16 protein-coding genes are annotated in these 25,642 nt (G+C 70.7%); 7 read left to right on the forward strand and 9 right to left on the reverse strand.

What is annotated here, in order from left to right; translation table 11 throughout:
- Positions 1 to 38: 38 nt before the first annotated feature.
- Genes AB0C26_RS24000 through AB0C26_RS24020 form a run of 5 tightly spaced genes read right to left on the reverse strand, consistent with a single transcriptional unit; the run spans position 39 to position 5,987 of the window.
- A complete protein-coding gene (locus AB0C26_RS24000) occupies positions 39 to 806 on the reverse strand; it encodes an SDR family oxidoreductase (protein ID WP_360251401.1) in 768 nt (255 codons plus the stop codon).
- A gap of 12 nt (positions 807 to 818) precedes the next feature.
- A complete protein-coding gene (locus tag AB0C26_RS24005; RefSeq protein WP_360251404.1) occupies positions 819 to 2,066 on the reverse strand; it encodes an MFS transporter in 1,248 nt (415 codons plus the stop codon).
- Positions 2,063 to 3,082 (reverse strand): LacI family DNA-binding transcriptional regulator, encoded by a 1,020-nt coding sequence (locus tag AB0C26_RS24010; RefSeq protein WP_360251407.1) that lies wholly within the window; start codon positions 3,080 to 3,082, stop codon positions 2,063 to 2,065. Before AB0C26_RS24010 ends, AB0C26_RS24005 begins: the two co-directional genes overlap by 4 nt.
- The gene (gene uidA, locus AB0C26_RS24015; protein WP_360251410.1) at positions 3,079 to 4,794 is read right to left on the reverse strand and encodes a beta-glucuronidase; all 1,716 of its coding nucleotides are present in this window, start codon (positions 4,792 to 4,794) and stop codon (positions 3,079 to 3,081) included. Before uidA ends, AB0C26_RS24010 begins: the two co-directional genes overlap by 4 nt.
- Positions 4,794 to 5,987, reverse strand: a complete 1,194-nt coding sequence (locus AB0C26_RS24020) for a family 1 glycosylhydrolase (protein ID WP_360251413.1) — start codon at positions 5,985 to 5,987, stop codon at positions 4,794 to 4,796. The genes uidA and AB0C26_RS24020 overlap by 1 nt, the downstream gene beginning before the upstream one ends.
- An 84-nt stretch (positions 5,988 to 6,071) precedes the next feature.
- Between AB0C26_RS24020 and AB0C26_RS24025 the strand changes: the two genes are divergently transcribed.
- Entirely contained in the window at positions 6,072 to 6,665 is a 594-nt protein-coding gene (locus tag AB0C26_RS24025; protein ID WP_360251416.1) for a TetR family transcriptional regulator, read from the forward strand.
- The gene (locus AB0C26_RS24030; protein WP_360251419.1) at positions 6,662 to 9,157 is read left to right on the forward strand and encodes a family 78 glycoside hydrolase catalytic domain; all 2,496 of its coding nucleotides are present in this window, start codon (positions 6,662 to 6,664) and stop codon (positions 9,155 to 9,157) included. The genes AB0C26_RS24025 and AB0C26_RS24030 overlap by 4 nt, the downstream gene beginning before the upstream one ends.
- Here the strand turns inward: AB0C26_RS24030 and AB0C26_RS24035 are convergent.
- Both AB0C26_RS24035 and AB0C26_RS24040 read right to left on the reverse strand, forming a co-directional pair.
- Positions 9,113 to 9,436 (reverse strand): STAS domain-containing protein, encoded by a 324-nt coding sequence (locus AB0C26_RS24035; protein WP_360251422.1) that lies wholly within the window; start codon positions 9,434 to 9,436, stop codon positions 9,113 to 9,115. The two genes, AB0C26_RS24030 and AB0C26_RS24035, sit on opposite strands and share 45 nt — an antisense overlap.
- Before the next feature lie 134 nt (positions 9,437 to 9,570).
- Positions 9,571 to 11,706: a transglycosylase domain-containing protein gene (locus AB0C26_RS24040; protein WP_360251425.1), complete on the reverse strand. Its 2,136-nt coding sequence runs from the start codon at positions 11,704 to 11,706 to the stop codon at positions 9,571 to 9,573.
- 441 nt (positions 11,707 to 12,147) lie between these two features.
- Between AB0C26_RS24040 and AB0C26_RS24045 the strand changes: the two genes are divergently transcribed.
- Genes AB0C26_RS24045 through AB0C26_RS24060 form a run of 4 tightly spaced genes read left to right on the forward strand, consistent with a single transcriptional unit; the run spans position 12,148 to position 19,575 of the window.
- Positions 12,148 to 13,014, forward strand: a complete 867-nt coding sequence (locus tag AB0C26_RS24045; RefSeq protein ID WP_360251428.1) for an ABC transporter ATP-binding protein — start codon at positions 12,148 to 12,150, stop codon at positions 13,012 to 13,014.
- The gene (locus tag AB0C26_RS24050) at positions 13,011 to 13,676 is read left to right on the forward strand and encodes an ABC transporter ATP-binding protein (protein ID WP_360251431.1); all 666 of its coding nucleotides are present in this window, start codon (positions 13,011 to 13,013) and stop codon (positions 13,674 to 13,676) included. The genes AB0C26_RS24045 and AB0C26_RS24050 overlap by 4 nt, the downstream gene beginning before the upstream one ends.
- Positions 13,670 to 16,819, forward strand: coding sequence for an FtsX-like permease family protein (locus AB0C26_RS24055; protein WP_360251434.1), 3,150 nt, complete (start codon positions 13,670 to 13,672; stop codon positions 16,817 to 16,819). Before AB0C26_RS24050 ends, AB0C26_RS24055 begins: the two co-directional genes overlap by 7 nt.
- Positions 16,816 to 19,575: an FtsX-like permease family protein gene (locus AB0C26_RS24060; protein ID WP_360251437.1), complete on the forward strand. Its 2,760-nt coding sequence runs from the start codon at positions 16,816 to 16,818 to the stop codon at positions 19,573 to 19,575. Before AB0C26_RS24055 ends, AB0C26_RS24060 begins: the two co-directional genes overlap by 4 nt.
- A gap of 249 nt (positions 19,576 to 19,824) precedes the next feature.
- Here AB0C26_RS24060 and AB0C26_RS24065 read toward each other — a convergent pair whose 3' ends face one another.
- Both AB0C26_RS24065 and AB0C26_RS24070 read right to left on the reverse strand, forming a co-directional pair.
- Positions 19,825 to 20,958, reverse strand: a complete 1,134-nt coding sequence (locus AB0C26_RS24065; RefSeq protein ID WP_360251440.1) for a hypothetical protein — start codon at positions 20,956 to 20,958, stop codon at positions 19,825 to 19,827.
- A gap of 271 nt (positions 20,959 to 21,229) precedes the next feature.
- Positions 21,230 to 22,432: a TerB family tellurite resistance protein gene (locus tag AB0C26_RS24070; protein WP_360251656.1), complete on the reverse strand. Its 1,203-nt coding sequence runs from the start codon at positions 22,430 to 22,432 to the stop codon at positions 21,230 to 21,232.
- A 350-nt stretch (positions 22,433 to 22,782) separates the two neighbouring features.
- On the opposite strand from AB0C26_RS24070, the gene AB0C26_RS24075 reads away from it, so the two are divergent.
- Positions 22,783 to 25,563 (forward strand): PQQ-dependent sugar dehydrogenase, encoded by a 2,781-nt coding sequence (locus AB0C26_RS24075; protein WP_360251443.1) that lies wholly within the window; start codon positions 22,783 to 22,785, stop codon positions 25,561 to 25,563.
- Positions 25,564 to 25,642: the final 79 nt, after the last annotated feature.

Genomic DNA, 25,642 nt, shown 5'->3' on the forward strand with positions numbered 1-25,642 from the left:
ATCCCCCAAGATCGCGATCAATGCCGGGCCAGCGTAGATCAGGCCGTTTCGCCCCCGTCGGCCAGCAGGGTGCTGCCGGTCATGAAACAGGACAGGTCGCTCGCGCAGAACAGGGCGACGCGGGCGATGTCGTCGGGGGTGCCGGGGCGGCCGATCGGGCTGGTCATCATGAGCGGGGTGGGCGGGATGTCACCGGTCATGAGGGCGGCGGCCGCGGCCATCGTGCCCTCGGTGGGCACGAAGCTGGGGGCGACGCCGAGCACCCGGATGCCCCGGGGCGCCAGCTCCACCGCCATCTCCCGGGTGAGGCCGCGGGCGGCGTGCTTCGACCCGACGTACGCGGCCAGGCCGGGCGCGCTGGCCCGGAACCCGGCCGTGGAGATGATGTTCACCACGACGCCACCTCCGGTCATCCGCCGGGCCGCCTCGCGGGTGCCCACGAAGACGCCGCGGGCGTTCACCGCGAACACCGCGTCCCACGCCTCGTCGGTCATCTCGAGCAGCGGGACGCTCGGGAAGACCCCCGCGTTGTTGACCCAGATCTCCAGGCTGTCCAGCAGGCCGGCCGCGGCCGCGACCGAGGCGCTGTCGGTCACGTCCATGTGGGTGCCGATGGCTTTCACCCCGTACCGGGCGGCGAGGTCGGCGGCGGCCTTCGCCGCCAGGTCGGCGTCGAGGTCGCCGAGCAGGACGTCGGCGCCGGCCTCGGCCAGGCGCTCGGCGATGGCCTGGCCGAGCCCGCGGGCGCCGCCGGTGACGACGGCGCGGCGGCCGCGCAGGGAGATGAGGTCGTGCAGCGAAGGCATGCGGGATCCCTTTCAGCGAACGGCTTTGACTCGGGTGAACACCAGCAGGCCGCCGATCAGGGCGAGCACGGCGCCGGTGAGGTACAGCAGGGTGTAGTTCTTCTCGCCGGAGGAGCCGGCGATGATGAACGGGGCGATCAGCGGCGCCACCGCCGACGGCAGCTTGTGGGCGAACTGGACGACCGCGATGTAGCGGCCCGCCTCGTCCCGGCTGGGCAGCACGGCCAGCACGATGGCCTGGTCGACGGCGCTGAAGAACGCGATGGCGAGCTGCATCAGCACGGAGCCGACGAGCAGGGCCGGGAACGAGTGGGCGAACGCCTCGACGACCGCCCCGGCCACGAAGAAGATCGCGCCGATCAGGGCGAACAGCCGGCGGCGGCGCAGCTTGTCGGAGAGGTAGCCGCCGCCGATGGCGCCGGCCGTGGCCGCGACCAGGCCGATGACGCTGATGACGGCGACCGTGCCGGCCACCTCCCGGACGGGAAGGTCGAGACGTTGGGCGTAGAAGAAGGTGGCGAACGTGGTGTTGAAGTACAGGCCCATGAAGAAGGCGAGCCGGCCGAGCCAGTTCCAGCCGAAGTCCGGGTGCTTGCGGGGGTTGAAGACGTAGCTGCCGAGCAGGGTCCGGGCCGACACCGGAGTGGTGGCGACGTTGGCGCGGATGTTCTCCCGCTTGCTGGTGGCCACGAAGACGGCCAGCAGCGCCGCGCCGATCAGGCCGGGCAGCATGAAAACGAGGAAGGTGTTGCCGCTGACGGCGCTGGCCACGCCGATGCCGATGGTGGGCCCGATCTGGCCGGTCATCCCGGAGAAGCCGGAGACCCGGCCGCGCTGTTCCTCGGGGATGCGGTCGGCTTGCAGGGCGAGGATGGTCTGGGCGGCGGTGGCCCAGCCGAGCATGGCCAGGATCCAGCCGGCGCCGAGCAGGAACAGGTTGGGGGCGACGGCGATGGCGGCCAGCGCGGCCAGGCCGAGCACGCCGCCGGCGATCAGAAACGGCCGGCGGCTGCGGGTGCGGTCGCTCCACACGCCGATGAGCGGGCTGAGGACGAGGAAGACGGCCTGGGCGGTGCCGGTGACGTAGCCCAGCACCTCCTCCCGGCCCGGTGCGAGCTCGTCGATGCGGACGGCCAGGGAGAAGGCGGCCGGGACGACGTACGCCATGGCGACGCCGAAGTTGGCCGCCATCATCCAGAAGATGAAGCCGCCGCGGGCCTTGGGCAGGACGTCGGGGGCGACGGAAGCGGGAACGGTCATGGCAACCGAGCCTCGGCAGCGGCGGCCGTGGTGGCCATGGATTGCCATGCTTTGCCGCGGCGCCGGCTCGTCGAGGCGCGCACGACCAGCCGGGTCGGCAGGGTGACGGCGGACGGCCCGGCACCGGCCAGCACGGCCTTGACCGCCGCCTCGCCCATGGCGTGCAGGGGCGCGGCGACGGTGGTCAGGGCGGGAGTGACCAGCTCGGCCGCGAAGATGTTGTCGAAGCCGGCCACGCTGACGTCGTCCGGCACGCGGACGCCCATGGCGGTCAGCCGCCGGACGAGCCCGATCGCCATGAGGTCGTTGTAGGCGACGACGGCCGAGGTGGGCCGGCGGGCGAACTCGTGGGCCGCCTCCGCTCCGCCGGCCACGGTGGGCTCGTAGGGACCTATGCGATGAGCGTGGACGCCCCACTCGCGCAGCGCCCGCCAGCGCACGCCGTCGGTCCACGACGCCTCCGGGCCGGCCACGTACGTGAGGCGGCGGTGGCCGAGCTCGCCGAGGTGCTCGGCGACCCGGCGGGCGCCGCGCGGATTGTCGACGACCACCGACGGCACCCCGGCCACGATCCGGTTGAGCACGACGACCGGGCGCTGCTTGGCCACCTGCCGGATGGCCGAGTCGGACATCCGGGAGGTGGCCAGGACCAGGCCGTCGACCAGCGGTACGGCCCGTTCGAGCACGTCCCGCTCGGTCACGCCGTTCTCCTGGGCGTCGGCCAGCAGAGTCGTGCGGCCGGCCCGGCCCGCCGCGGCCTGGGCGCCGCGGATGATCTCGTCGTAGAACGGGTTGGTGACGTCCGAGATGACCAGCCCGATCATCGAGGTGCGCCCGCGCGGGGCCGGGCGCGGGACCGGGCCGGCCCGGTAGCCGAGGTCCGCGGCGACCTTGCGGATGCGTTCGGCGGTCTCGACGTTGACGCGGCCGGGCCGGGCGAACGCCCGGGAGACGGTCGAGGAGGCGACGCCCGCCGCCCGGGCCACGTCGTTGATGGTGGCCGGCTTGCCGGTCACGGCCGGCGCCAGCGCCGGCGGAGCTCGTGCGCGGCCGCCTTGGGCCGCCGGTCGCGGGTGAAGACACCCTTCTTGTTGCCGTCCACCCGGTGGATGCCGTGCGAGGTCTGGAAGTCGGCGAAGTTCCACACGTGCTCGCCGACGAAGCCCTCGATCCGGTCGAAGACCCGGTGGTGCATGGCCAGGAACGCCGCCTGGTACTCCTCGGTCCACGGGGTGTCCCACACCGAGTGCAGCCCGGGCAGGGTGTCGGCGCCGTACTCGGACATCATGACCGGCTTGCCGAATCGCTGGATCCAGCCGCGCAGGTCGGCCTCCAGGTACCCCTCGGCCGTCTCCAGGTCGCCCGTGGCCACGTACCAGCCGTAATAGCGGTTGATGGAGAGCAGGTCGAACAGGTCGGCGATCTGGTCGTTGGCCGCGGTGGCGAACATGACCGCGGAGTAGGTCAGCGGCCGCGAGGGGTCGAGGGTGCGAGCCAGCTTCACCAGAGGCTCGAAGTACTCGCGGGCGCCGTCCTCATTGGAGGCGGGCTCGTTGGTCAGCGACCACATGACGACGCTGGGGTGGTTCTTGTCGCGGGCGATGAGCTCGGCGATGGCCCGGGCGTGGGCCTCGCGGGTGGCGTCGCCGAAGGTCTCGGGCGAGAAGGTGGGCCGCGGCGGCGCGCCGGTCAGCCCGGACACGACGGCCAGGTTGAGCCCGACCGCCGCGGTCTCGCCGATGACGACGACGCCGTGCCGGTCGGCGAAGTCCAGGACCTCTTCGGCGTACGGGTAATGCGACGTGCGAAACGAGTTCGCGCCGATCCACTCGAGCAGCTGGAAGTCGTGCACGAGGTAGGCGTCGTCGTGTCCCTTGCCCCGCACCGGAGTGTCCTCGTGCTTGCCGAATCCGGTGAAGTGGAAGGGTTCCCCGTTGATCAGGAACTCGGTGCCACGGACCTCGGCCGTACGCACGCCGAACGGCAGCGCGTACACATCGTGGCCCTTGATCTCGGCTTCGAGGGTGTAGAGGTAGCCGGCGCCGGGCTTCCACAGGATGGGGTCGACGATCTTCACGATGCCGTCGGTGCCGGTGGCCACCAGCACGCCCGCCGCGTCGTACACCCGGGCCCGCACCTCGGCCGGCTCGCTGGTCGACACCTCGTAGGAGACGGTGCCGTCGAGCGCGGTCGTCACCGCGATGTCGGTGATGTGCACCGCCGGCACGCTGTGCAACCAGACCGAGCGGTGCAGCCCGGCGTAGTTGTAGAAGTCGTGCTGGTACTGCTGGCGGCGGCGCCCGTCCGGGCCCTCGGTGATCGTGCCGGGCGGGATGGTCGTCTCGGTGAGCTCGTTGCTCACGCCGATGGTGAGCCGGAACTCCTCGCCCGCGCGGACCAGGCCGGTGATGTCGGCCTCGAACGGCGTGTAGCCGCCGGAGTGCTCGGCCACCAGCTCGTCGCCGATGTAGACGCGGCCGTGGTGGGTGGCCGCGTCGACCCGTACGAGGATCCGCTCGGAGGACCAGCCGCGCGGCACCCGCACCTCGCGCTCGTAGTAGACCCAGCCGACGTGGTCGCGGATGGCGGGATCGGTGAACAGGTCGTTGTAGCTGGCCGGGACCGGCGCCTCCAGGCCGGTGAAGGCGTCGCGGGAACCGACGGCGAAGCGCCAGAGCCCGTCGAGGCGGACCTGCTCGCGGGTGGCGGTGGGGCGGGGGCGCAGCATCAGCGGCCTCCGTTGCGGCGGGCGAGATCGCCCAGCCAGGCCAGGCTCGGCTTGGGGGTGCGCACGAAGGTCTCGCGGTCGACGGCGATCAGCCCGAACGTGGGCGCCCAGTGGCCCCACTCGTAGTTGTCGAGCAGGCTCCAGTGCAGGTAGCCGCGCACGTCCACACCGTCCGCGACGGCCGCTTCGAGGCCGTCCAGGGCGGCCGAGGTGTAGGCGATCCGCCGCTCGTCGTCGCCGGTGGCGATGCCGTTCTCGGTGACCAGCACGGGCGTACCACCGGTGACCTCCCAGGTGTGCCGCACGGCCAGGCCGAGCGAGTCGGGCCGGTACGCCGTACCCACCAGGGTGTTGTCCGGGCGCACCGGGTGCGGCTCGATGCCGTCCGGGCCGACCCACATGCTGGAGTAGGACTGCACGCCGACGAAGTCGTCGCCCTTGGCGCCCTCCAGATAGAGGTCCTCGCGCACGTACCGGACCTCGCGCAGCTTCTCCTCGCCGCCGGGCCGGGCCACCAGGGCCTGGTTGGCGACGGTCCAGCCGACCTTGGCGCCGGTGCGCTCGCGGATCAGGTCGCGCACGGCGTGGTGGGCGTCGACCAGGCGGCGGCCGATGGCCGGATCGGGCGAGGGCAGCACGGGCCGGGCGCCGTCGTCGACCGTGGGGCTCTGCCACTGCTGTCCCGACGCGGCCAGGCGGGCCATCATCGTCATGATCGCGAGCATGTTGGGCTCGTTCATCGTGCAGACCCAGGGAACGCCGTCGAGGATCGCGGCGGTCGTCTCGGCGTACGACAGGAACCGCTCGACGGCCCGCTCCCCCATCCACCCGCCCTCGGCGGCGAACCACCGCGGGTTGGTGAAGTGGTGCAGCGTCACCACCGGCGTCAGGCCGAGATCGATCGCCGTGTCGATCATGCGACGGTAGTGGGCGAGCTCGGCCCGCGAGACCAGGCCGGGCTCGGGCTCGACCCGGGCCCACTCGATCCCGAACCGGTAGGCGTTGCAGCCGGAGTCGGCCAGCAGGCGCATGTCCTCCGCGTAGCGGTGGTAGCTGTCGCAGGCGTCGCCGCTGCGCTCCATGCCCGGCATGGCCGCCTCGGCCTGCCAGAAGTCGCTGTTGTGGTTGTTGCCCTCGACCTGGTGCGGCGCCGTGGCCGCGCCCCAGAGGAAGCCGGCGGGGAACTTGGACATGATGAAGCCTCCGTTACGGGCTCGTTAATCGTTGCCGTGGCGGCAATCTTGCAATCGCGGCAACCAAAAGTAAAGATGTTCGGCATGACTCGGGAAGTTGGTCTCCGCGAACGTAAGAAGGCCGCCACGCGACGGGCGCTGAGCCGAACGGCGTGGTCGATGATGTTGGCGAACGGCCTGGAGGCGGTCACGCCGGAGGCGGTCGCCGCGGCCGCCGACATGGCGCCACGGACGTTCCGCTACCACTTCCGCAGCCGCGAGGAGGCGATCCTCGACGAGCTCGCCCAGCAGCACCGGGCCCTCGCCGACCAGCTACGTGACCGCCCTGAGGGCGAGCCGGTCTGGGAGTCGCTGCTCGCGTTCCTCCCGGAGGCCATCGCCGGCCTGGCCGGCGATCGCGCCGAGTTCGCCGAGCTGCTGACGGTCCTGCAGGCCAGCCCGGCCCTGCTGGCCGAGAACCTGCGCGTGCTCGAGCTGACCCGTCAGCTGCTGGCCGAGGTGATCAGCGAGCGCACCGGCCGCGACCTGCGCACCGACACCTACCCGGGCCTGATGGCGGGCGTCGTGATCACCGTGATCGGCACGTCGGTCGCGCACTGGGCCACCGGTGACGACGACGCGGCGCTGCCCGGCCTGATCCGCGACTGCCTCGCCCAGATGCGCGCGGGCCTGCGATGACCACGCCGTACGACCTGCGCGTGGACGCGCCCGTCGCCCGCCCCCGGCTGTCCTGGAAACCCGGCGGCGCCGCCGCGTGGCGGCTCGAAGCCCGGATCGAAGGGGCCGCGCAGCCGCCGGTGACCGTCGACGGTCACCTTTTCGTCGACTGGCCGTGGCGGCCGCTGACCAGCGGCGAACAGGCCGAGTGGCGGGTCGGCGACTCGGCCTGGAGCACCTTCGAGGCCGGCCTGTTCGACGCCGACTGGACCGCCTCGTGGATCTCGCCGCCCTCGTCCGACGGGCAGGTCGAGCGGCTGCGCGGCGAGTTCGACGTCCACGGCGACGTGGTCCGGGCCCGGCTCTACGCGACCGCGCTCGGCGTCTACGAGGCCTTCGTCAACGGCGAGCGGGCCGGCGACGCCGAGCTCACCCCCGGCTCGACCTCCTACGCGGACACGCTGTACGCGCAGGCCACCGACGTGATCGGGGCGCTGCGGCCGGGCGCCAACGCCATCGAGGTCCTGCTCTCCGACGGGTGGTACCGCGGGCTGTCCGGCGCCTGGCGCAAACGCGCGGCCTGGGGGCCGTTGACGGCGGCCCGGGTCGAGCTCCACCTGCGCTTCGCGGACGGCACGACCCAGGTCGTACGGTCGGACGCCACCTGGACCTCGCAGCCCAGCGCCATCGTCGCCGCCGACCTGATGAACGGGCAGACCACCGACTTCACGGCCGTCACCCCGTACCCCTCGAAGGTCCTGACCGACGCCGTGACCGCGCCCCCGATCGACTGGTCCCCGGCCCCGCCCGTGCGGGTCGTCGAGGAACGCCGGGCACACTTCGTGAGCCCGCTGGTGGCCGACTTCGGCCAGAACGCCTCGGGCTGGATCACGCTCAGCGACCTCGGCCCGGCCGGGACACGGACCGTCATCGACTACGGCGAACACCTCGACGCGCACGGCGACCTCACCACGAGCCACCTCGACAGCGCCAAGCCCGGCCAGGCGCCGATCCCGTTCGTCCAGCGCGACGAGGTCGTCTCGGCCGGCGACGGCGGCGTCTTCGAGCCGCGGCACACCGTGCACGGCTTCCGCTACGCCCGTTTCAGCCGCCCGGTCGACCCGGACGCGGTCGTGATGCGGGTCGTGCACACCGATCTGCGGCCGACGGCCACCTTCACCTGCGGCAACGACGACCTCAACCGCCTGCACGCCGTCGCCGGCTGGAGCTTCCGCGGCAACGCGGTCGACGTGCCGACCGACTGCCCCACCCGCGAACGCCTCGGCTGGACCGGCGACTACCAGGTCTTCGCGCCGACCGCGGCCCGCCTCTACGACGTCGACGGCTTCAGCCGCAAATGGCTGCGCTCGGTCCGCGACGACCAGCTCGCCGACGGCCGCGTCACCAACGTCTCCCCCGACCACGCGCGCCTCAAGGCGATCCCCAACCCGGAGGCCGACCACATCACCGGCTCGGCCGGGTGGGGCGACGCCATCGTCACGGTTCCCTGGACGCTTTACCAGACGTACGGGGACCGGGCCGCGCTCGCCGAGAACTGGGACGCCATGACCCGGTGGGTGGACTTCGCGCTGGCCGCCGCCCGGGACAAGCGGCACCCGTCCCGCGTCGAGCGATCGGCCACCCCGCAACCGCACGAGCGGTTCCTGTGGGACGGCACCTTCCACTGGGGAGAGTGGCTGGAGCCCGGCGACCGCGGCCCGGCCGGCGATCCAATGGCCTGGTTCATGGCGGACAAGGGCGAGGTGGGTACGGCGTACCTGTTCCGCTCGGTGCGGACGCTGGCCGCGATCGCCGAGGTGCTGGGCCGCCCGTCCACTTACGCCGCCCTGGCCGAGGACATCCGCGCCGCCTGGCAGACCGAATTCCTCGACACGGGCCTGCGCACCCAGGCGAACTGCGTCCGCGCGCTGGCCTTCGGGCTCGTGCCGCCGGACCGGCGCGACGCGATCGCCGAACGCCTCGTCACCCTGATCCGCGACGCCGGCACCCACGTCGGCACCGGGTTCCTGTCCACGGCCGACCTGCTGCCGGTGCTCGCCGACACCGGGCACGCCGACGTCGCGTACGACCTTCTCCTCCAGCGCACCTCGCCGTCCTGGCTGGGCATGCTCGACCGCGGGGCCACCACCGTCTGGGAGGACTGGGACGGCGTGGCCGCCGACGGGACGGCGACCGGCTCACTCAACCACTACAGCAAGGGCGCGGCCGTACGCTTCCTGCACACCCACGTCCTCGGCCTGCGCCAGGCCCCCGGCTCCGTGGCGTGGGAGTCCTTCGTGGTCGCCCCGGTGCCGGACGAGCGGATCGGGTGGGCCCGCGGCACTTTCGACAGCCCGCAGGGCCTCATCAGCGTGCGCTGGCGGCTGGACGACGGCGACCTGCTGATCGCGGTCGAGGTGCCGCCCGGGGCCACCGCCGAGGTGGTGTACCCGGACGGCCGGCGCGTCTCAGTCGTCCACGGGCTCGCGGACCAGGATGTCCTCCAGGTTTGAGATCTGCAGGACCATGCGGACCATGGCCGTCGGCTCCCGCAGCATCAGCGTGACGCCGCGGGCGGCGGCCGCCCGCTGCGCGGCGACCAGCACGCCGATGCCGCTGGAGTCGAGGAAGGCCACCCCGCTCATGTCCACGTCGATGCGGTCGGTGTTCGGCGCGTCGACGGTGCTGCGGAGGACTTCCCGCAGCACGTCGACCGTCTCGAGGCTGACGTCCCCCTCGGGTGCCACCGTGACGGTGCTCGCATCGCGTTCGATCCGGTACTGCAAGGACATCGTCGACCCCTGTCGAAAACGGTGGCGGCTGGTCGCCGCGCGATACCCCACTACACGCGCCTCAAACGTGCCGCAGCTCGAACGGCCACTCATACGATACTGACCGCCGGCCCGCACCCCTACCGGGTCGGCCGCTACTCGCCCGGCTTCTTGAACTCGGTACGCGGCTGGCCTTCCATGTAGTCGGCGACCGTGCGGTAGACGATCGGGTTGATGACGCTGTGCGGCATCCGGTCGGTGTGGTTGGCCCAGTCCGGGTTGACCATGTATCCGGCCACGACCAGGTTGCGGGAGCCGACGACCAGCGACGCGGTCTTGTCGTTGTCGGTGGTGCCGGTCTTGCCGAAGATCGGGTGGCCGACCGTGCGGTACGCGTTGGCCTCGGTCGCGCCGCCGCAGCTGCCGAGCTGCGCGCGGTCACCGACCGGGCAGCGGGCCGCGTCCAGGGCCTTGCGGGCCACGTCGGCGCTGGTGGCCCGCTTGCAGGACGGCTGACCGGCCTTGACCTTGGAACCGTTGGCCGCGTAGATCTGCTTGATCGGCGTCGGCGCGCAGTACATGCCGTCGCCGGCCAGCGTGGCGTACGCGTTCGCGATGTCCAGCGGCGTCGACGCGGTGACACCGAGGGTGAACGCGCCGAACTGGTGCGCCGCCTCGGGGGTGGCGATCAGCTTGCGGTCGTCGGACGAGCGGTACTGCACGCCGAACCGCTTCGAGACGTCGACGACCTTCTCCGCGCCGACCTTCTCCTGCAACGGCACGAAGTACGTGTTCACCGACTTGCCGAAGCCGGTCCACATGTTGAACGTGCCCTTCTCGCTCTTCGAAGCGTTCTCCGGGCAGTAGAAAGACGTGTTCGGGCAGGCCGCCGGCGAGTTGAAGGCGACCGGATAGCTCGTCTTGTAGAAGTAGTCCGAGGTGATGGAGTGGCTGAGCTCCAGGCCGTTCTCGAGCGCGGCCACCATGGTGAACATCTTGAACACCGAGCCGGCCTGGTAGCCGTTGATGTCGCCGCCACCGGTGATGATCGGGTTGGTGGTGTTCGGGTAGGTCGCCCGGGCCCCGGCCCTGCGGGTCTGCGGGTTCGAGCTCGGCGGGTTGGTGCCGTCGTCGAGCTTGTACGACCGGTTGGTCGCGAGCGCCTTGACCCGGCCCGAGCCCGGCTCGACCGCGGCGATCAGGACGGCGTTCTTGTTCTTGTCCTTGATCTTCTTGGTGATCTCGTTACGGGCCGCGGTCTGCGCCTTGATGTCGAGCGAGGTGACGATCCGGTAGCCGCCGGTCTTGAGCTGACGTTCCCGCTCGTACGAGTTGGCGCCGAACGCGGACTGACCCATCCACCAGCGGTAGAAGTAATCGCAGAAGAAGCCCCAGTTGTTCTTCGCGACCGAGGTGCAGCCGTTGCCGGGACGGTTCGTCGTCCGGCCCAGCTTGACCTTCTTGGCCTCGTCGCCCTGGGCCTTGGTGATCTGCCCCAGCGACACCATGTTGTCGATGATGTAGTTGCGCCGGTCCAGCGCCTGCGGGTAACCGGTCGGGGTGGTCGGGTCGAACGCGGTCGGCGCCTTCACCATGCCGGCCAGCAGCGCGGCCTCGGCGATGGTCAGGTCCTTGGGCGACTTCTTGAAGTAGACCCGGCTGCCGGCGTAGACGCCGTACGCGCCGTTGCCGAACGGGGCGAGGTTCAGGTACCGCTCGAGGATCTGCTTCTTGTCCAGGTCCTTCTCGACCTGCAACGCGTACTTGATCTCGGTGACCTTGCGCTCCGGGCTGTCCCGGGTCGCGTCGATCGCCTCCTGCGGCGTCTTGGCGCCGTAAGCCTGCGCCATGCGCACGTACTGCATGGTCAGCGTCGAGGCGCCCTGCTTGGACCCGCCGTTGTTGTTGTTGACGGCGGCCCGGGCGATGCCCTTGAGGTCGACGCCGTTGTGCTCGTAGAACTTGTGGTCCTCGGCCGCGACGATGGCGTTCTGCATGTTCACCGAGATCTGGCTGATCGGCACATCGCTGCGGAACTCGTCGTAGAGGACGGCGATCTGCGTCTTGCCGTCATTGGCGAAGACCCGCGTCACCTGCGGCGTCGACTGCTGCACGAGCGTGCTCGGCAGCGCGGAGAACTCCTGCGCCCCCGCCTTCGCCACCAGCCCGCCGAGCGCGAACGCCGGGAACGAGGCGGCCGAGACCACCACCCCCGTCAGCAGCCCGCACAGGAGCAACAGAACGGCCTTCGTAGGCCACTTACGGTCTTTCGTCCGGTTACCGACAGACACGGAGCTCCAGACCACCTTTCTCCACGAATACCCCGAACACGCCGGCACAGGGAACCATCCCCGCGCAACACAGCGGCGCCAAGACTACGTGATCTTGTCGCACGCCGCCCGGGAGCCGGAGCCCCCAAGCTTCACCGCAACGGAGCCTTGAGAATGCGGGAAGTAACTATCTGGCCCTCCGGCGAGAAGACCCACACCCAAAGCGACAGCCACCCACGTTCCCTTCGCCCCGAACTCGGAGAGCGCCGCGGCTTGTGGCGAACAACACAGCCACATTCACCTGTCCCGCCGAGTCTGTCAGAAAACGGCTCTGGCGCGGAAACGGTGGCCGTCGGCCGGCCGCACCCACCGTGGGCAGAAAGATTCACAGACTCTTGAACATTTGGAGGCTGGGCTGCGTCCTTGAGAGAGACGGCCGGTCCAACGGGGGGTGTAATCAGCGTGGATTCCGCGCTCATCACGTGCGAGAGTCTCGTACGCATCTATCAGTCCGGGCCGATCGAAGTCCAAGCCTTGCAAGGCCTCGACCTGGTGGTGGACAAGGGCGAGATGGTCGCCGTGGTCGGCGCTTCCGGCTCCGGCAAATCAACGCTGCTTTCGATTCTGGCCGGGATCGACGCACCGACCGCCGGACATGCCCGCGTCGATCAATGGAATCTGCTGTCCATGTCACGCGCGGATCGGGTCCGCTACCGCCGGCACGCCGTCGGCTTCGTCCGTCAGCAGACCGCCAGCAACCTCATCCCCTATCTCACCGCCCAGCAAATGGTCGACCTGCCCATGACCGCCGCCCGCACGCCGGCTCGCGAACGCAGACGCCGTGCCGCCGACCTGTTGAGCGCACTCGGCGTGGGTGAGCTGGCCGACCGCAGGCCCGGGCAACTGTCCGGCGGTCAACAGATGCGGGTAGCCATCGCCGTCGCCCTGGCCAACCAACCGCACGTCCTGTTCGCCGACGAACCCACCGGCGAACTCGACACCGCCACCTCGGCCGAGGTCTTCGCCGCTTTGCGCGACGTCAACCGCAATTTGGGCGTCACCGTTGTCATCGTCACCCACGACTCCGCCGTCAGCGGGCAAGTCGAACGCACCGTGGCCATCCGCGACGGGCGCACCAGCAGTGAAGTCCTACGCCGCACCGCCACCAGCGACGACGGCGACACCCATGTGACAGCCGAGGAGTACGCCGTCATGGACCGCGCCGGACGCATCCAAATACCTCGCGACTACCGCGAAGCCCTCGCGCTGACCCGACGTGTCCGGCTGGCTCTGGAGTCCGACCACATCACCATCCGGCCGGATGCATGAACACGCCCCTTTTGGCGGTCCGCGACGTCAACCGCAGCTTCGGCACCGTTCACGCCCTACGGGACATCTCCTTCGACGTCGAACCCGGCACGATGGTCGCTGTCGTCGGGCGCTCCGGCTCCGGCAAGACCACCCTGCTCAACGTCATCGGTGGACTCGACCGCCCCGACAGCGGCACGGTGACCGTCGACGGGCTTGAAGTCACCTCGCTGGACGAGGACGGGCTGTCGCAACTACGCCGCGACAAAGTCTCCTACATCTTCCAGACCTTCGGCCTCATCCCGGTGCTGTCCGCCGCCGAGAACGTCGGTGTGCCACTGCGCCTGGCCCGCACCGACCCAGGCGAACGGGAACGCCGGGTGGCGGTGTTGCTCGACCTGGTCGGGCTGGCCGGCCACGCTCAGCAGCGCCCTGGCGAATTGTCCGGTGGCCAGCAGCAGCGTGTCGCCATCGCCCGCGCGCTGGCCGGCTCACCCCGGTTGTTGATTGCCGACGAACCCACTGGGCAGCTCGACGCCGAAACCGGATTGGCCGTCATGGCTTTGTTGCGCGGCGTGGTGGAGTCCGAGGGCGTCACTGCCGTCATCGCCACCCACGACCCCGTCATGATGGAACTCGCCGACCGCGTCATCCGGATCAGCGACGGCCGTGTCGCATGCTGAGGTTGGTCGCCCGGCGGGCCCGCGCCCAATGGCCGCTACTGGCTGCCCTGCTGTCCGTCCTGGTCATCGGGGCCACCCTGCTGGGCACCTGCGCACTGTTGCTGGACCACACCTCCCAGCGTTCGGTCGAGGTGTCGGCCATGCGAGCAGATCCCGACGAGGTCACCTCCACCGCGTACGTGGCTGAGGTTTCCGCCGACAACGCACGCTCAGTCGCGGCCGGCACCCGCGACGTGCTGGTCTCAGCGGCCGCTTCGTTCCCGGTGACGACGTCCGCGCGCGCGTCGTCTTACCTGCGCGAGCTGCCGATGGCCGATGGGCGGGGCGGCAGCGACATCGTGGGCGGGGCATACATGTCCGCACTCGACGACCTGCCGGCGCGGGCCACGCTGGTCTCAGGCCGTTGGCCGCGTGCCACGGGTCAGCAGCGGGAAGCGGCCGTCCTGCAGAGCACCGCCCGGCTCCTCGGGCTGCGCGTCGGCAGCCGTGTCAGCCTCGGTCTCGAGTTCGGCCGCACATCGAACCCACCGGTCGAGCTGACAGTGGTTGCCATCGTCCGGCCGACGCCGGATGCGGGCTGGGAGCGCGACCCGTACGGCGGCACCGGTTTCAGCGACAACCCGCCGGAGAGCACCTCGGCCCGTCAGATTCACGCGTACGGGCCCTTCCTCGTCGACTACGACAGTCTGCTCAACGGCGGGTCGGCGATCAGCCGCCTCGAGGTCACCGCCCGCCCGGAGCTGTCGAACCCCACCGTCGGCGAGCTCGACCGGCTCACCGCCGCGTTACTCATGGCCGACCGCCGGCTGGCGGGCACGCTGGGGGAGCGCGCCAAGGTTCACCGCGTCGATTCGCCTCTCCCCCAGCTGCTGCTCGACCTGCGCAACCAGCGGCAGCTCACCACGGGTACGGTGCTCGCCGTCGCGCTGATCGGTCTGCTACTCACGACGGTCGCCCTCGCGCTGGCCGGGCGGCTCACGACCGGGCTCCGTGATGCCGAGTCGGAGTTGCTCGCCGCTCTCGGCACAAGCCGATCCCAGTTCAGTGCGGTCGCGGCCACCGAGGCGGCCCTGATCGCCACGATGGCCGTGGTCCTGGCCGTGCCGCTGTCCTCGTTGCTGTACGCCGGTCTGACCCGCGTCGACCCGCTGTCCAGCGCCGGGCTGACCGCCCCGGTGACCGTGAGCGGCGTCCAGATCGCCGTCGTCGTCGCCGGTGTGGTGGCCTTGGCCGCCCTGCACATCGCCCTGGCTGGTCGCCGTGACGGCGTCCGGAACCACCGCGGCCACCGCGAACTGCTGGCCCGCTCCGGCGCCGACCTGCTGTTGGCCGGGCTGGCTGCCGTCGGCTGGTGGCAGCTGCGGTCCCAGCCTGCGGGGGCCGGATCCAGCGTCGATGCCGTACGGGTTCTGGCCCCGGCACTGATACTTGTGGCCGGCGCGGCGCTGGCCCTGCGCGTGGTACCACCGCTGCTGCGCCGCGCGGAACGGCTGGCCGCCCGCTCCCCCGGCTTCGTGCTGACGCTGGCCACCGCGGGAGCCGCCCGCCGCCCGCGGGCACTGGCCGCGGGGTTGCTCATCTGCCTGGGCGGCGCCACCGCCACCTTCGGCACCGCCTTCGACGCCACCTGGCGTACGTCCCAGCGGGACCAAGCCGACCTGTCGGTGGGCACTGACCTGGCCCTGTCCCTCACCGCGGCGCCCGTCATCGGGCAGAGCAGGCAGGTCGAGCAAGCCACCGGCGGCACGGTCAGCCCGGCCGTCACGGGCCCCGTCGTGGTCGGGCAGTGGCTCGGTGGTCCCGGCGGCGTTCCTCGCGTGGTCGCCGTCGACACCCGCCGTGCCGGCGCCCTGCTGCGTGGACGGCACGACGACAGCCCCGACTGGGGCACCGTCACCCGCGACCTCGCGCCGACCGGCGCAGTGGGCGGCGTAGCCCTGCCCCGTGACAGCAACCCCGTCCTCACCGGGTCGGCCGGCGAGGGTCAGCCGACCCTGGTGGTCGTACGCCTGCTCCTCGAGGATCTGACCGGCCTCCGGACCACCTGCGCCAGCAACCCCGTCGTCCTCGACAACCGGCCGCACCCTGTCACCGGGTGCACACCGGCCGATGGTCTGCGGCTGATCGGGGTCGGCCTGGCCGTGCTGGGCGACGTGCGCGCCGACGTCGAGCGGCAGAGCCGGATCGACGCCACGCTGAACCTGCCCGGGCCGTCGGCGTCACCCTGGTTTGTCCGCGCCGGGGCGCAGTCGAGCGATGTCGCCGGCCCCACGGTCACGGTGGATGGCACCCGGCTGCGCCTCACCGCGACGGTAGGGTTCAGCGACCCGAGTCCCGAGAGCCGGGTTCTGGTCGCCACTGCCTTCGACGATCCGGGTCCGATGCCGGTCATCCTCTCCCGGCGGCTCGCGACTGAGATCGAAGCGCGACCTGGATCCGAAGTCACCATCGCCCTCGACCAAACCCCCGTGGACGCCACCGTCGCCGCCGTCGTGGCCGAGGTGCCTTCGGCGCCGGGCGCTCCAGCGCTGCTGGCTGACCTCGATTGGCTGACCCGTTCCCTGGCCGTTCAGGGCAACGCGGATTCGCCGGTGACGGCCTGGTGGATCGGCGAGCCGGAACGACCAGACGCCGTCGCGCGAGCCGCCGAGCTGAATCTGGGACCGGTTACCAGCCGCGCTGCTGAGACTGATCGGCTGATCGGCAGCCCCATGCGCGCCCCCTTCCCGGCGGTCTTGCGAGTGCTGGTCGTGGCCGCGGTCGTCATGCTGTTCGGAGGGGTTTTGCTCCAAGTGACTGCGGACATGCAACTTCGCGCGGTGGAGGTGGCCCGGCTGCGTGGCCTGGGGATCCCCCGCCGGGGTATCCGCGACGTGCTGTTCACCGAGTATGCCGCAGTCCTCGTGCCCCTGCTGGCTGCGGGCACCCTCGTCGGCGCGCTCGCCAGCCGGCTGATCGCGCCGCTGCTGGTCCGCTCGGACACGGGGACGGCCGCCTCGCCGCCCGTGGTGGCCGACTGGCCCTGGCTGGCTGAGGCCGCGCTACTGGTGGGACTGTTCGCCGTGTGCGCGGTGGCGCTGGGTGCCACCATCGCCGTGCAGAGCCGCCGGGCCGACGCCGCGCACCTGCGAGTGGCGTCGTGAGGACGGCCGTAGGGGCGTTGCGGTCCGGCCTGAAGGCGTGGCGCCCGGATCCGCACTGGCCGAGCGTACGCGGCCGGGCCCGGGCGGACGCCGGGCCGCTGTCGTTGGTCGCCTGTGTCATCGCCGTGGTGGCGTTGTTCGCCGGAGCGACGCCACCACTGTTGCGCTTGGCCGCTGACGAGGCGGCCCGCGAAGCCGTACGCCGGTCCGCCGACGAGGCCGCCATACGCGTGGACGCTGATTGGCGCTCCACGACGACGGAAGTAGGCGCCTACAACCTACGAGACCCCGCCGCGGGCGCGTTCGTCGCCGCCCTGGCCCCGGCGGCGAAACTGGAGCTCGACCCCGGCCTGCAGGCGGTCCTGCGGCCGCCGGTGACCACGGTCTCGAGCATTTCCCTCGCCGTCGGCGACGGCAGCGTGCAGCGCCGCCTCCAGCTCAACTATTTGCGCTCCGACAGCGGTGAGCCGGCGGTGACCTGGGTCGCCGGCCGGGCGCCGGCGGCCTCGAGCACCGACTTGACCATCCGAGTGCCCCAGACCCGGCCGCCTTGGCCCGTGCAGATCGGGGTGTCGGAGGCGGAGGCGGTCGCTCTCAACGTCAGTCCAGGCGACCGGATCCCCGTGAAGGACGATTCCTACAAGGTCTACGACGTTCGGGTCAGTGGCATCTTCCGGCCGGTCGACCCCGACGATCGCGCCTGGAGCCACGCGCCGTGGCTGCTTCAGCCCACGACCGGCCAGGACGGCCGGGGCACGACCCGGTTCGGCGGCCTGCTGTCGGCCGACTCCCTGCCCGACGCCCGCCTGGCCTTCCTCGACGATCAGCTGCGCCGCTCGGTCCGGCTCGACGTCGAACCGGACGCTTTCACCTGGAAGTCGGCGCAGGCCCTGGCCACGACCGTGGCGGCCCTCAAGGGCACCTCGGGAGCCTCGGCCGAGCGGGATGAAACCCTGAAGTGGTCCACTCAGCTCGACAGCCTGCTGCGAGACGTCGGCGGCCAGGTGGCCGCCGCAACCGCCCAGGCCACTATGTTGCTGATCGCCGTGCTGGCCGGCGCCCTACTCGTCATCGGGCTTGCTGTCGAGCTGCTGACCCGGCGCCGCGCGGTCGCCCTGGCCACCGTCCGCGGGCGCGGGGTCGCCCTGCCGAGCGTCGCGGCCGAACTGGCAGTCGAGTCGGTCGCGGTGGCCGTGCCGGCGGCGCTGATGGGCATCGCCGTCGCCGTCGCGGTCGCCGGCAGCGCCTCGCTGGGCGGGATCCTGCCGTTCCTTCTGCTGGCCGTCGCGGCCAGCCCGGTCGCGGGGACCCTGGCGGCGGCCAGGGCCACCCGCGACAAGCGCGTGCCGGCCAACCGCAGCGCCCGCCGCTGGGCCGGGCGTACGGTCCTGCTGCGTCGCATCGCCGTCGACGTCGCCGTGGTGCTCCTGGCCGTCGGCGCGCTGGTCGCCCTACTCCAGCGTGGCATCGGCTCCAGCGCCGACGGGGACGCGGCCCTGCCCGCCGCTGCCCCCACCCTGTGCGCGCTTGCGGTGTCGCTGCTACTTGTCCGGTTGATGCCGCGCATCACGGGTCTCCGGCTGCGCCTGGCCCTGCGGTCGAGGCGCCCCCTGGCCCTGTTCGGACCGGCGCGGGCCGCAGCCACGTCCGGGCGGGTGCTGCCCGCGCTCACGCTGATCGCCACCATCGCGCTGGCGTCGTTCGCTGTCACGCTGTACGCGACCACGGAGCGCGGTCTGTCCGTCGGCGCCTGGCAGTCGACCGGCGCCGACGCGCGTCTCGACCTCAGCTACGACTCCACGGTCTCGGCCACCGCGATCGCGGATCGGCTGGCCACCTACCCTGGAGTCCGGCAGGCCGTCGCGGGCGAGGTCATCTCGGCAGCGACGTTCGTCGCGGAAGGCGATGGTGCGCCCTCGCGCTTGATCGTCGTGGACACTGCGGCGTTTCGCGAGCTCGCGGCCGGCAACCCATTGCCCGGCCTCCAGGCCACCCCCGCGCTGACGACGCTCGTGGACGGCGCGATTCCCGCGCTGGTGCGGTCGCGTGCGGACGTCCTCCGGCCCGGTCTGCGGTTCACCCTCCCCCGGCGGGACGCCGACGAGATCGACCTGGTCGCGGTCGGGTCCATACCCGCCATGGGTCTGGGCGACGACGTGGTCGTGGTGGACTCGGCGGCGGCCCGCACGGCCGGCCTGGAGTTCACGCCGAACACGGTTTGGGCGTCCGGACCGGGCGCGGCCCAGGCCGTACGGGCACAGGGCGCCGAGGGATCGGTGACCACCCAGGCCGACGTGCTGACTGCCAACCGGACGGCGCCCCCGACCGCCGGCCTGCTGCGCCTCGACCTCGTATCGGCGGCGGCCTTGCTGGCGCTCGGGCTGCTCGGGTTCGCGGTGGCCGCGGCGACCAGCGCCCCCGAACGCGGGCAGACGCTGGCCCGGCTACGGACCTTGGGACTGCGGCCACGCGACACCCGCCGTGTCGCGGCGGCCGAGCTGTCGCCACCGCTCGTGGCCGCGGCCATCTGCGCACCCGTGGTGGGGGTCCTATTTGCCTGGGTGTCGCTGGATTCGCTGGCCCTGCGGCGGGTGACCGGGCAGACCGCCACGCCGGAGCTCGTCATTCCCTGGTGGACGATCGGGGTGACGACGGTCGTCGCGTTGGCCGCGGTGTTGATCGCAGTGGTGGCGGCCGAGTCGTCCGCTCGGCGACGGCGCGGGCTGGGCGATGTCCTGCGCGTAGGTGAAAGCTGACTGCCGCGCCGCGTCGGCCGCCCCTCGCGGAGCCTGGGTCAGCGACGACGACACCCTCTCAGCGCAAGAACGCGTCGCGGTCACCGCACCGTACGGCCAGCACGGTCCGGTCCAGTGCGCGATCACGGTCGCGGGCGGGCACCTGACCACCGACGCCGAGCGACTGCTCGACACCCCACTCCGGTCCTCCTGGTGGACTGACACCCTGATACGAACGTACGCCGGTCCCCATGGCCGCCACGTGGCTGATCAATACACTATCGAGGCTGTCCCGTGAGTATCGAGGAGCATTTCCCACTCTTTCGCGAGGGCGTGATTGATTCGGTCATCGCGGGCGATGGCTTCCTTGAACCAGGCGATGGTGGCGGGCGCCATGGCGAGGATCTGGTTGTAGTTGAGGGCGGCCGGGTTGAGGCCGAACACCAGGCCGGTCTTCAGAAGCGTGCCTGAGGTGGCGATGGTGTGCCCGAGCAGCAGCATCGAGGTGAGCTTGGCGTGCTCCAGTTTCCGCTGCTCCTTGGTGCCGCCGGTGGCGTAGCTTTTGAGCAGCCAATATCCGCGGATGATGGCGGACACGACGCCGGGAGTGATGCCCATGGTGAAAAAATGGCGTAGGTCGTAGCCATTCGTGTACATGTGGCGGGCGACGTCGGTCCAGGGGACTTTGACGCCGGAAGGGCCCAGCGCGAACGGTGAATCGATCTGGCCCAGCTGGAGCAGGCTGAAGAACGGAGGCTGCAGGCCGGCCGGCGTGTAGACGTCCGAGAGCAGATGGCGCACCTGGGTGATGAGAGCGCCGATCAGGCCGATCGGGTCGGCTCCGGCCGGGACCTGAATCAGTCGCCCTACGTTGTCGATGTAGGTGCCGGTACCGCGCATGAGGTCGGCCACGCCGGCGAGGAAACCCAGGGCCGGATCGTGGCCGAGGCTTTGGAGCCGATGGGTGGCCGGTCGCATGCCTGCGACCAGACCTTCGGTGGCCGCCGTGGTCGGGGCGTCATAAGACACTTTGGCCAGCTTTTCGAACCTCTTGAAATAGTGGCCGTGGATCGTTCCGGCACGGTCCTTGTCCTGAAGCCATTTCGTGAGGGGCGAGCCCGTGTACTTCTTGCCGAGGAAGGTGGAATCCCGGGGGATGCGGACGAGCACGATGTCCAGCAGGGTGGCGATGGTCCCGGCGAGCAGGACCACCGTCCAGTCGGTCTCGTCCCAGCTGATGTCGCCGTGTTCCGCGGCGTAGCGGCGCAGGCTGTCGGCGATCTGGCCGTGCGGAACGACCTGAAGGAGCGGGTCCCGGGTGAGATCGATGCCCAGCCGATCCAATCGGGCTTCGGCCATCCTGACCAGCTGATCGAAGTCGCTTTCGGCCGGGACGACGGGCACGGCGTGACGAGGGCGGCCCGGGGTGCCGGCGCTCGGGGTGGTCACCGCGCGCGACGGGGGACTTGGGGCCGGCGGTACGGCGATGCCCAGCGCCCGGAGCCGGGCGCGCACCGCGTCGAACTCGGACTCGACCGAGTCCAAGGAGTCGCTGACGTGACGTTCGCGTGCGAGGACCTCCCCGAGGTCGAATTCCACCCGATCGAACAGGCCCTGAAGCTCGGTCAACGTGACGGCCTGGTAGGCCACGACGGTGGCGGCGGCCGTCAGCTGGTCACGCGGCACCGAGCGGTTCCCGCCGTTCGAAGGACTCCTGGCTGGTCTGCAGACTCACCAGGGCCTGCTGGAAGGCGTCCAGCTCGGCCTTGAGCGCGGTGAGCCGCTCCTCGTTCCGTACGGTCTGCTCGAGGCCGGCCTCCATCCGGTGGGCGAGGCCCGCGATGTCGTCGGTCAGCTCGGCCATCGCCTGCTGGTGATGTTTGAGGACCTGCTGGATCAGGTACTCGCGGCGCTTCTCCCGTTCCCGCTCGTTGGTGGCCAGCAGGTAGCGCGTTCCCTGATGGACAGCGACCCCGAGGATGACCACCGTGCCGATCCCGGTGACCATCGCGCTCAGGCCCAGCAGGCCTCCGAACCCCAACGCCGCCAGCCCGGTGGTGATGCCGGCCCCGCCGAGACCCGAGACGCTGCCGGCGAGACTGACGGCGGCGATCGGAGCTCCGAACGCGGCCACCTTGGCCGCGATCTCCTTGGTGGTGGTCTCCATCTGGCTGGTGGTGACCTTGCCGGAGGCGAAGTCCTCCTCGGCGATCACCAGCCGCTCGGTCGCCCGCACGACCTCCCCGGCTGACTCGGCGAACACCAGTCCGGCGACCAGCACGATCCGCTCACGCTCGACATCGGCGGCATGCCGGTCGGCCCGCGAGATCCGCACCAAATCGCGCACGAGCATGGTGAACACCGGCTCGCGCTGGTCCTCCGCGAGGAGGTCGTGCAACTGCCGCGCCAGCTCCTCGGTGGCCTCCGGTGTCTGCGCGCCGTGTTGGGCCGCCGTGATTTCGCCCCGCAAAGCCGATCGCGCGCCCTCGTCCAGCCCGATCGTCGAGGCGAACAGGTACAGGTTGGCGATCTCGCGAGGATCGAGTACGTCGTCGACCTGCGCCAAACTCACCAAAATGCGGCAATAGAGCAACTTCGCGTCGCCCCCGAGCGCGGACAGATCAACCGAGTCATCGGAATTGCGCGACAGGCTGTCCTTGACGTCTGCGACCTTCGCCATCACCTGCTCGGCGGACTGCTTCACCACCTCCTGGGCATCGCCGGCGGCATCCGCGACCATCTGCCTGGCCGTGCTCGTGCCGTCGGCAACCCTCCGCCCGGCCGCGTCGGCAACGGCTTTCAGGCGTCCCAGCCCAAGGTTACGCGGGTTCATCGTCGTCCCTTTCACGCTCTTTGGCGAAAGGCTATCGGCCACCACCGACAAAACGATCTCCCCCGAACGGCCCGCCCCCGCCGACCGACCAAGCAAGCCCGCAACCCACCGCGCAGCGCCGAGCGGCCCCTCCCCCTGGCACGCTCCGCCCCCGGCGGTTCCAGCGCAAGAAACCCCGCACCACCAGGGAGTGATCGCGCCACCACCGAGATGGACTTTCGACGGATGACGTAAAAGTTTAAGACGGTCGATCCAAAAGTCTGGACATGAGCGTCACGAAGTTCCTAACGTGAGCACCACTACGGGAATGTTTCCGGCAGATGTCCCCCTCGCTCATCCCCAGGTAAGGAAGGGACTCCGTGAACCATCGAGCCCGAATCCATCGATTAACAGCGATGGCTTCCGCCACCCTCCTCCTCTCCTTCGCGGCCGCCGCCCCCGCGGCCGCCGTCATCAATCCCGCCGACTTTCAGCAGGTCACCCTGGCCAAGGGGGTGGCCGAGACCGGTGAACCCATCGGGCTGGCCGTGCTGCCCGACCGCTCCGTCCTGCACACCTCCCGGGACGGCACCGTGCGGCGTACCGACGCCAACGGCGCCACCGCCGTCGTGGGGACCATCCCCGTCTACACCCACGACGAAGAGGGCCTTCAGGGCGTCGCCGTCGACCCCGGCTTCGCCACCAACCGGCAGATCTACCTCTTCTACGCCCCTCCGCTGAACACCCCCGCCGGTGACGCGCCCGCCACCGGTACCGCCGCCACCTGGGCCACCTGGGCCGGCGTCAACCGCCTGTCGCGGTTCACCCTCAACGCCGACTTCACCATCAACCAGGCCAGCGCCGTCACCGTCCTGGACGTGCCCACCGACCGGGGCATGTGCTGTCACGTCGGCGGGGACATGGACTTCGACGCCGCCGGGAACCTCTACCTGTCGACCGGCGACGACTCCAACCCGTTCGACTCGGCCGGCTATTCGCCGATCGACGAGCGGACCAACCGCAATCCCGCGTACGACGCTCAGCGCTCCGCCGGCAACACCAACGACCTGCGCGGCAAGATCCTGCGGATCAAGGTGAACGCCAACGGCTCGTACTCGATCCCGGCCGGCAATCTTTTCGCCCCGGGCACCGCCAACACGCGGCCCGAGATCTACGCCATGGGCTTCCGGAACCCCTACCGGATCAGTGTGGACAAGGCCACCGGCCACGTCTACGTCGGTGACTACGGGCCGGACGCCGGCACCACCTCGGCCACCCGCGGCCCGTCCGGTCAGGTCGAGTTCGACCGGGTCACCGCGCCCGGCAACTTCGGCTGGCCGTACTGCACCGGCACGAACACGGCCAACGAGACGTACAACGAGTGGGACTTCGCGGCCAGCACCGGCGGCGCCAAGTACAACTGCGCCGGCGGCCCCACCAACAACTCGTTCCGCAACACCGGCCTGGCGACCTTGCCGCCGGCTCAGCCCGCCTGGATCCGGTACGCGGGTGACGCCGGCTCCCCGCCCGAGTTCGGCGGCGGCTCCGAGTCGCCGATGGGCGGCCCGGTCTACCGGTACAACGCGAGCAACCCGTCCACCACGAAGTTCCCGCAGTCGTTCGACGGGCAGTTCTTCGCCGCCGAGTTCGGCCGCGGCTGGATCAAGCCGATCGTGGTCAACGCCAACGGCACGCCGGGCGCGATCGACACGTTCCCGTGGAACGGCAAGCAGGTCATGGATTCGGCGTTCGGGCCGGACGGTTCGCTGTACGTCCTCGACTACGGCACCGGCTATTTCAACGGTGACGCCAACTCGGCGCTCTACCGGTACGACTACGTCGCCGGGGCCAACCGCGCTCCGACCGCCGTGGCCGGCGCCAACCCCACTTCCGGGTCCGCTCCGCTCACTGTCACCTTCTCCTCGGCGGGCAGCAGCGATCCCGAGGGTGGCGCCCTGACGTACTCGTGGGCCTTCGGCGACGGTACGACGTCGACGTCGGCCAACCCGACCAAGACGTACGCCACCAACGGCACCTATACGGCGACGCTGACCGTCCGCGATCCCCAGGGCGCGACCGGCACCGCCAGTGTCCCGGTGACCGTCGGCAACACCGCGCCGGCCGTCACCATCACCACCCCGGCCTCCGGTCAGCTGGTGTCGTTCGGCGACAGCGTCCCGTGGAGCGTCACCGTCACCGACCCCGAGGACGGCACGATCGACTGCTCGAAGGTCACCATGGCCTACGTGCTCGGCCACGACCAGCACGGGCACCAGATCACGTCGCAGAACGGCTGCTCCGGCACGATCGCGATTCCGACCGACGGTGAGCACGACGACGCCGCGAACATCTTCGGAATCTTCGACGCGTCCTACACCGACAAGGGCGGGCTGACCACCCACGCGCAGCACATCCTGCAGCCGCGCAAGCGTCAGGCCGAGCACTTCAAGACGTCGTCCGGGGTCAACAAGTTCACCAAGGCCGCGGCCGAGGGTGGGCAGACCGTCGGTGACATCAACAACGGCGACTGGATCCAGTTCGACCCGTACAAGCTCAACAACGCCACCTCGTTCACCGCCCGGGTCTCCTCGGCCGGCAGCGGTGGCACACTGCAGATCCGTACCGGCTCGCCGACCGGCACGGTGATCGGCTCGGCCGCTGTCGCCCCGACCGGGTCGTGGGACACCTTCGTCAACGTCACCGGCACGATCTCCGGCGCCCCGGCCGGAACCACCTCGCTCTACCTGACCTTCGCCGGTACGGGTACGGGCGCGCTCTACGACCTGGACAGCTTCACCTTCAGCACGGCGAACCTGTTGTCGCTCAACAAGCCGGCGACCGCGTCCAGTGTGGAGAGCGCCACCTATCCGGCCTCCGCGGCCGTCGACGCGTCGGCCACCACGCGGTGGTCGAGCGCGTTCGCCGATCCGCAGTGGATCCGGGTCGACCTGGGCACTTCACAGGCGATTTCCCGGGTACGGCTCCAGTGGGAGGCCGCCTACGGTTCGGCCTACCAGATCCAGACGTCGGCCGACGGCACCACGTGGACCACGGTCCGCTCGGTGACCGGCGGCGACGGCGGCGTCGACGACCTGACCGGTCTCAACGCGCAGGGACGCTACGTCCGCGTCAACGGCACGGCCCGGGCCACCGCCTGGGGCTACTCCCTCTTCAACTTCGAGGTGTACGGCAACTGACCTTCCCCAGTTAGGAGGTGGGCGCTCGTCCCCCCACGCGGGCGCCCACCCTCCCCCCAGCAAGGAGGTTCGAGTGCGC

It is taken from the genome of Actinoplanes sp. NPDC048796 (assembly GCF_040650035.1).
Classification (GTDB): domain Bacteria; phylum Actinomycetota; class Actinomycetes; order Mycobacteriales; family Micromonosporaceae; genus Actinoplanes.